Annotated in this window: 7 protein-coding genes and 2 pseudogenes; all 9 read left to right on the top strand. The window is 59.2% G+C overall.

Annotated elements, in window-relative coordinates; all coding sequences use genetic code 11:
• The first annotated feature begins 1 nt into the window (after window position 1).
• A complete protein-coding gene (locus tag EOD15_RS04910) occupies window positions 2–1,306 on the top strand; it encodes an FAD-binding protein (protein WP_127318071.1) in 1,305 nt (434 codons plus the stop codon).
• A 12-nt stretch (window positions 1,307–1,318) separates the two neighbouring features.
• Window positions 1,319–1,618 carry a ferredoxin family protein gene (locus tag EOD15_RS04915; protein WP_024505235.1) on the top strand — a complete coding sequence of 100 codons (300 nt, stop codon included), beginning with the start codon at window positions 1,319–1,321 and terminating at the stop codon, window positions 1,616–1,618.
• A 269-nt stretch (window positions 1,619–1,887) separates the two neighbouring features.
• Window positions 1,888–2,391 (top strand): alpha/beta fold hydrolase, encoded by a 504-nt coding sequence (locus tag EOD15_RS04920; RefSeq protein WP_245463579.1) that lies wholly within the window; start codon window positions 1,888–1,890, stop codon window positions 2,389–2,391.
• Between the two features lie 874 nt (window positions 2,392–3,265).
• Window positions 3,266–3,352, top strand: a pseudogene (locus EOD15_RS04925) (helix-turn-helix domain-containing protein); the annotation flags it as partial.
• 273 nt (window positions 3,353–3,625) lie between these two features.
• Window positions 3,626–5,104 (top strand): nitrogenase cofactor biosynthesis protein NifB, encoded by a 1,479-nt coding sequence (gene nifB / locus EOD15_RS04930; protein WP_127318073.1) that lies wholly within the window; start codon window positions 3,626–3,628, stop codon window positions 5,102–5,104.
• A gap of 29 nt (window positions 5,105–5,133) precedes the next feature.
• Window positions 5,134–5,328, top strand: a complete 195-nt coding sequence (locus EOD15_RS04935; RefSeq protein WP_024505232.1) for a 4Fe-4S binding protein — start codon at window positions 5,134–5,136, stop codon at window positions 5,326–5,328.
• Window positions 5,329–5,413: 85 nt separating this feature from the next.
• Window positions 5,414–5,734: a nitrogen fixation protein NifZ gene (locus EOD15_RS04940; RefSeq protein WP_024505231.1), complete on the top strand. Its 321-nt coding sequence runs from the start codon at window positions 5,414–5,416 to the stop codon at window positions 5,732–5,734.
• Window positions 5,731–5,943, top strand: a complete 213-nt coding sequence (gene nifT / locus EOD15_RS04945; protein ID WP_024505230.1) for a putative nitrogen fixation protein NifT — start codon at window positions 5,731–5,733, stop codon at window positions 5,941–5,943. The genes EOD15_RS04940 and nifT overlap by 4 nt, the downstream gene beginning before the upstream one ends.
• Before the next feature lie 34 nt (window positions 5,944–5,977).
• Window positions 5,978–6,525, top strand: a pseudogene (locus EOD15_RS04950) (SIR2 family protein); the annotation flags it as partial.

The raw sequence follows: 6,525 nt of genomic DNA on the forward strand, positions 1-6,525 counted from the left end.
CATGATTGAACAATTCGATGCCATTGTGGTCGGAGCCGGCATGTCTGGAAACGCAGCTGCTTACACTTTGGCAAGCCAGGGGCTGAAGGTACTGCAGTTGGAGCGCGGTGAATATCCGGGCTCTAAGAACGTCCAGGGTGCCATAATGTACGCGAACATGCTGGAGAAGATCATCCCGGACTTCCGGGATGATGCGCCCCTCGAGCGGCACCTGGTCGAACAGCGACTTTGGGTGATGGACGACACGTCTCACACCGGAATTCATTACCGGTCGGACGACTTCAATGAGGCGAAACCCAACCGCTACACGATCATCCGCGCCCAGTTCGACAAATGGTTTTCCCGCAAGGTGCGCGAGGCTGGCGCGACGGTCCTGTGTGAGACGACCGCGACGGAACTCGTCCGTGATGGCAATGGCAAGGTGATCGGCGTCCGCACAGACCGGGCTGGCGGAGTGGTCTTCGCGAATGTGGTCGTTCTCGCAGAAGGGGTGTCGGGATTGCTTGGCACTCGCGCAGGCCTGCGCGAGATGCCGAAGCCGGAGACCGTGGCGCTTGCCGTCAAGGAAATGCATTTCTTGCCCGAAGAGGTCATTGGCCAGCGGTTCGGGGTCAAGGGCGATGAAGGCTGCGTAATCGAGGCCGTGGGCACGATCTCTCGCAGCATGGCCGGGCTCGGCTTCCTTTACACCAACAAGGAGTCGATTTCACTCGGCATCGGCTGCCTGGTCTCGGATTTCGCCGCGACGATGGAGAGCCCGTCCGCCCTCCTAGATGCGATGAAAAACCATCCTTCGATCCGGCCGCTGATCGCTGGCTCGGAGGTGAAAGAATATGCCGCCCATCTTATCCCCGAAGGTGGTTACAAGGCCATTCCGCAGCTCTTCGGCGACGGTTGGGTCATCGTCGGCGACGCAGCGCAACTGAACAATGCCATTCACCGTGAGGGTTCGAACCTTGCCATGACCTCGGGTCGTGTCGCGGCTGAGGCGATCATCAAAGTCAAAAGCCGCAACAGTCCTATGACCAAAGCGAACCTTGCGCTCTACAAGACGATGCTGGATGACTCCTTTGTGATCAAGGATCTTAAGAAATACAAGGACATGCCAGCCTTGCTCCACACCAATTCCAGCAACTTTTTTGACAGCTATCCGCGGTTGATGTCGCATGCCGCTCAGAACTTCATGCGTGTCGACGGCACGCCGAAGATCGAGAAGGAAAAGAACACCACGGCCGCCTTCATCAACGCGCGCTCGCGCTGGGGGTTGGTCAGCGACGCGGTCCGCCTGGCATTGGCATGGCGCTGAAGAGGGTACAAGATGACGATCGCAGTGACGAAGGTTCGTGTCGAGGACAAACTTTACCAGAACCGCTATCTGGTCGATTCCGGCCGCCCCCATATTATAGTGCGACCGCACGACAAGCCAAGCGCGAACTTGCTTGCGTTGACCTACGTCTGTCCGGCGAAATGCTATGAGTTGAATGACAAGGGTCAAGTCGAGATCACCGCCGACGGCTGCATGGAATGCGGCACCTGCCGGATATTGTGCGAGAAAGGCGGCGACATCGAGTGGAACTATCCGCGCGGCGGCTTTGGTGTCCTGTTCAAGTTCGGATGATCAGCCGGAACCGTGCCAAGAGCATGCCGGCAGCGAGCAACTGCGGCACACCATGAGCCTCTCCATCCACTTGCAAAGAGCTAGTGAATATTGGCCTTTCGCAATTCAAATTTCCTTGACTCGTTAGCGGTGTCCTCGAGGCCACGGCGCTGCCCTGTGCGCCGGACTTACCACCGGTCACGTGGTCGAGCCCCCCTTTGGGACAACGCCCGGCCATCGTGCCGGATGGCAGCCACAACGGCCGGTGAGCAAGTGGAACGGCACAACCCATGGCAAAGACGTATGTGCTAGTGCATGGTGCCTGGCATGGCGGATGGTGTTGGCGGGACGTGGCCGCCAATCTTCGTAAGATGGGATACCACATGACCACGCCGACCCAGACAGGTGTCGGCGAACGCGCACGTTTGCTGTGCAAGGACATCACGCCCGACACATTCGTGACCGACATCGTCAACCACATTGTGACGGAAGAACTGAGCGATGTGATCCTTGTCGGTCACAGTCTAGGCGGCATCAGCATCACCGGCGCCGCCGACCGGATACCCGACCATATCAGCCATCTCGTTTATCTCGACGGCGCCATCGTCGAGAGCGGTCAAAGTGGATTCAGCACCATGCCCCCCGACATCGTTGCCGCCCGTCGAAAATTGGTTGCGGAGGAAGGACGGGTATCTTCATGCCGACTCCGCCGCCAACAGCATTCGGCATTCCCGAGGGACACTCGCTCACGGACTGAGTGCGGCGCAGGCAGGCACCTACGAAAGCGGACTTAAGCTCGAGCACCCGCTCGGCAACGGCAGGCCCCGAACCTATGTCGTCTGCACTAATCCACTCCACCCGCGATGGCGGGAGCGCGAGAATGGGTCGCGAAGCAGGATGGCTGGGCGTGGCAGGAACTCGCCACTGGCCGACGCAATGACCCTCGCACCGACGGAAGTTGCTCTCCTTCTCTGAGGAACCAAGTAAAGGGTGAGCGGCGGCCGATTCTCAGGCCGTGGCCTTGAGCTCTGGTGCACGGATGTTGGCCCAACGGGTCGTTCCGGTGGCGCCACCGAAACCACTAGGCGGGAGTGGCCTGTCCTGCCAGCGTCGCAAGCTTGCGAGCGTTCCGCCGCGGCCGCGGCCCGTAGCGCCGGGCAACCTCCGAGATCACCGCGTCGGCTCCAGGGTCTCGGAGATGACTCCGTGCCTTGTCGTCCATCGACCAACGCCGCCGACCAACAGCGCCGTTGATCACCCTCGAAAACGCCGAGGCTGCCGCTCAGCGTCAATCTTAAGTTCAAGTTCAGACACAAGCCGATCTCCGATCCACGTCAGAATCGGCAGGCCCACAGATCGCCGGGTCCTCCTGGAAGGACACAGCGCTTACCCTTGAAATATGGAGAACCATGGCTTTGCGCCGTCGGCAGTTGAGCTGATCTCGCAATGCTATTTCCCCGGCAACGTCCGCGAGCCGGAGAACTGCGTGCTTGGCGTTCTCCTCTGGAAGGAACCAATCTTTCGGAACGTGGCAATGTCATCGACGAGCTCTCACGGGCCAGCACGATGCCGGTTCGGCGCATCGGCGCCCCCTGAGCACGAAATAGCCGGTTGCGATTCTAACGATACGGCCGGACGGGGGCTGGGACCGCGGCGGACGGAGCCTGACGGCTGATCGACACAATGGAGAAGGCCGGCTGGGTTCAGGCTAATGCGGCTCGAATTCTCGGCCTCACGCTGCGACAAGTCGGCTAGGCGATACGCCGGCATAGTATCGAGCCGAAGGAAATTCTAAGAGCCTGATGAGCCAATCGTCAGGCCAGTGGTCTTGCGCGCCCTGTGCGCGACAAGGAGTGCTTTGTGCTTCTGAACGGATTTGGACTTGTGCTGTCGCAAGCAGGACAAAATTGTGTCGCGCCCGCCTGACACAATGCGATATTGACCCAAATAGTGAACTGAAGCCGCTGTTTTAAGTTGGTATGGCTCTTGCACCTTGAACCGCGACGTTACCAGCAACGGAGCCGTTTGATGTCCTCACCGACAGTTTCGATTGAGGGTCCGACTAGCACGACATCCGAGGGTTTTCTGGCAGCCGCGAAATCCGTCTGCGCATCGTCCTCCTACGGCTCGTCGCCGACCAGCCCGGGCGAAGGGGATCCGGCTATTTGGGAAAGGATCAAGGATCACCCCTGCTTTTCGGAGGAAGCGCATCACTATTTCGCGCGTATGCATGTGGCGGTCGCGCCGGCTTGCAATGTCCAGTGCAACTACTGCAATCGCAAATACGATTGCGCCAACGAGAGCCGGCCTGGTGTTGTGTCTGAGAAGCTGACGCCCGACCAAGCGCTACGCAAGGTCATCGCGGTTGCCAACAAAGTTCCGCAGCTTTCGGTTCTTGGCATCGCTGGGCCGGGGGATGCCTGTTACGACTGGGAGAAAACGAAGGCAACGTTCGACTGCGTCATCAGGGAAATCCCCGACATAAAGCTGTGCGTCTCCACCAACGGGCTCGTGCTGCCGGACCATGTCGCCGAGCTTGCCGAAATGAATGTTGATCACGTGACGATCACCATCAACATGGTCGACCCGGAAGTCGGCGCAAAGATTTATCCTTGGATCTTTTATGAAAATCGCCGCTACTTCGGCATCGAAGCCGCTCGAATCTTGCACGCGCGGCAGATGCTGGGCCTGGAGATGCTGAGCGCGCGCGGCATCCTCACCAAAATCAACTCGGTGATGATTCCTGGAGTGAACGACCAGCACCTGTTTGAGGTGAACAAAATGGTCAGGGAGCGGGGCGCGTTTCTGCACAACGTGATGCCTCTGATTTCGGACCCGGCGCACGGTACCCACTACGGACTCATCGGGCAGCGCGGCCCAACGGCAATGGAGATGATGGCTCTTCAGGATCGACTTGAAGGTGGCGCCAAGTTGATGCGCCACTGCCGGCAGTGCCGGGCAGATGCTGTCGGCCTGCTCGGTGAAGATCGTGGCCAGGAATTCACGCTGGACGGGATTCCCGACGATGTCGCCTACGATGCTGGCAAGCGTCAGGCCTATCGGCAGGTGGTCGCACACGAGCGCCGTGATCATGAGGCGGCGAGGAGCGAGGCCATCGGTATGGTCAAGGCAACAGACTCCGAAAAGTCGCTTCTGGTTGCGGTGGCCACTAAGGGAGGTGGACGGGTCAACGAACACTTCGGCCACGCGAAGGAATTCCAGGTTTATGAAGTCTCGCCTAGAGGGATCAGCTTGGTCGGGCATCGGAAGGTCGAGCGGTATTGCCTCGGAGGCGGGGGCGAAGACGCCATCCTCGAGGGCGTCATCGCAGCGCTCGAAGGCATACACATAGTGCTATGCGCCAAGATCGGAAATCGCCCGAAGGAACAACTCTCGCGAGCTGGACTGCGCGTAACCGACGCCTATGGCCATGACTACATCGAGACCGCAGTCAGCGCACTTTACGCGGCAGAGTTTGGGATCAGACCACTAGCGGCGACGGCCTGAGCCGTCTCGTCCGATAACCAGGAGTTAGAATGGCTTTAAAGATCATCGCATCCCAATGTACCCAATGCGGGGCCTGCGAGTTCGAATGTCCTTCGGAAGCGATCAAGTTCAAGGGCGACGCCTATGTGATCGATCCAAACAAGTGCACCGAATGCAAGGAGGCCTTCGATACGCAGCAATGCGTGTCGGTCTGTCCGGTACCGAAAACCTGCGTTCCCGCTTGATTCCTACCGAAACGGTCGGGTTCGCCGCACGACGACGCCTGCAACCCGCGACCACAACAAAAACCTCGAGAAAGGAATGGACAGCATGTGGTCCAGACGCGAACAGGAGGTCGAAATCGGCAGACCGCCACGGTTCATGCAGGGTGAGCGGGTCCGTGCGATACGCCACATAAAAAACGACGGCACCTATCCCGGCAAGGAGATCGGCGAAAACCTCGTGCGGAAGGGCGACGAAGGCTACGTGCGCGACATTGGAACCTTTCTCCAGCAATTCTTCATCTATGCGGTCGAATGGATCGATCGTGGCACGGTCGTCGGCATGCGAGCGCGCGAACTCATTAGCCTCGACAAAGTCGAGGTTCCCTGCGGAGCTGAAGGCATTTCCAACGGGGGAACAGCCGGATGAAAGTAATGATTCGCAGGACCGCTACTGGCTTGTCGGCTTATGTCCCCAAGAAGGATCTCGAAGAGCCGATCACCGAGATTGAGAACGCTGACTTATGGGGCGGGACCGTGACGCTCAGGAACGGTTGGCGGCTCATGCTGCCCGACCTTCCGCGCGACACGCGTTTGCCGATCACCGTCGAGGCGATGAAGATTTCCGACGGGGCCTGATGCCGGTGGGTTCAGTGGCGGAGAGGAAACGCGTATGAACACGATGCTGAGCTGGGACCATCTCGTCGTCGTCCGGGGCAGTTTTGCCAAAAAACTGATTGACCTGCTGAACGGCGCTCTCAAGGCCGATCGAGTGATCCCCTATCTCGGTCCTGGTCTTCTGCAGCTTAACCCACCGGAATCACCTGTACCTTGCACCCCTGAAGATGTCGCCGCGGCCCTCAACAAGCGGGCGCCTGCCCCTTCCAGGATTCGCACCAATATGTGGTCGGTCGCGCAGTTTATCGAGCAGCGCCGACATCGTCGGACTCTCCAAGCGTGGATGGCGGAGATATTCGCAGCCCCCGCCGAGCCGACCGTTCTTCACGCCTGGCTCGCAACCCTTCAACTGTCTGTCATCATCGACAGCTGGTACGATGGCGCCATGCGAGCAGCCCTTGCAGAGGCCGGCCAAACAGACGTTGTCGAGATACAAGGAACGACGCGCGCGACCGGAATCGGTAACATCTGGACGAGAACTTACGATTTGTCAGGAACAGAACTCGAGGCCGAACAAGTGGCTAGGACGGTGCTCTATGCGCC

It is taken from the genome of Mesorhizobium sp. M7A.T.Ca.US.000.02.2.1 (assembly GCF_003996995.1).
Classification (GTDB): domain Bacteria; phylum Pseudomonadota; class Alphaproteobacteria; order Rhizobiales; family Rhizobiaceae; genus Mesorhizobium.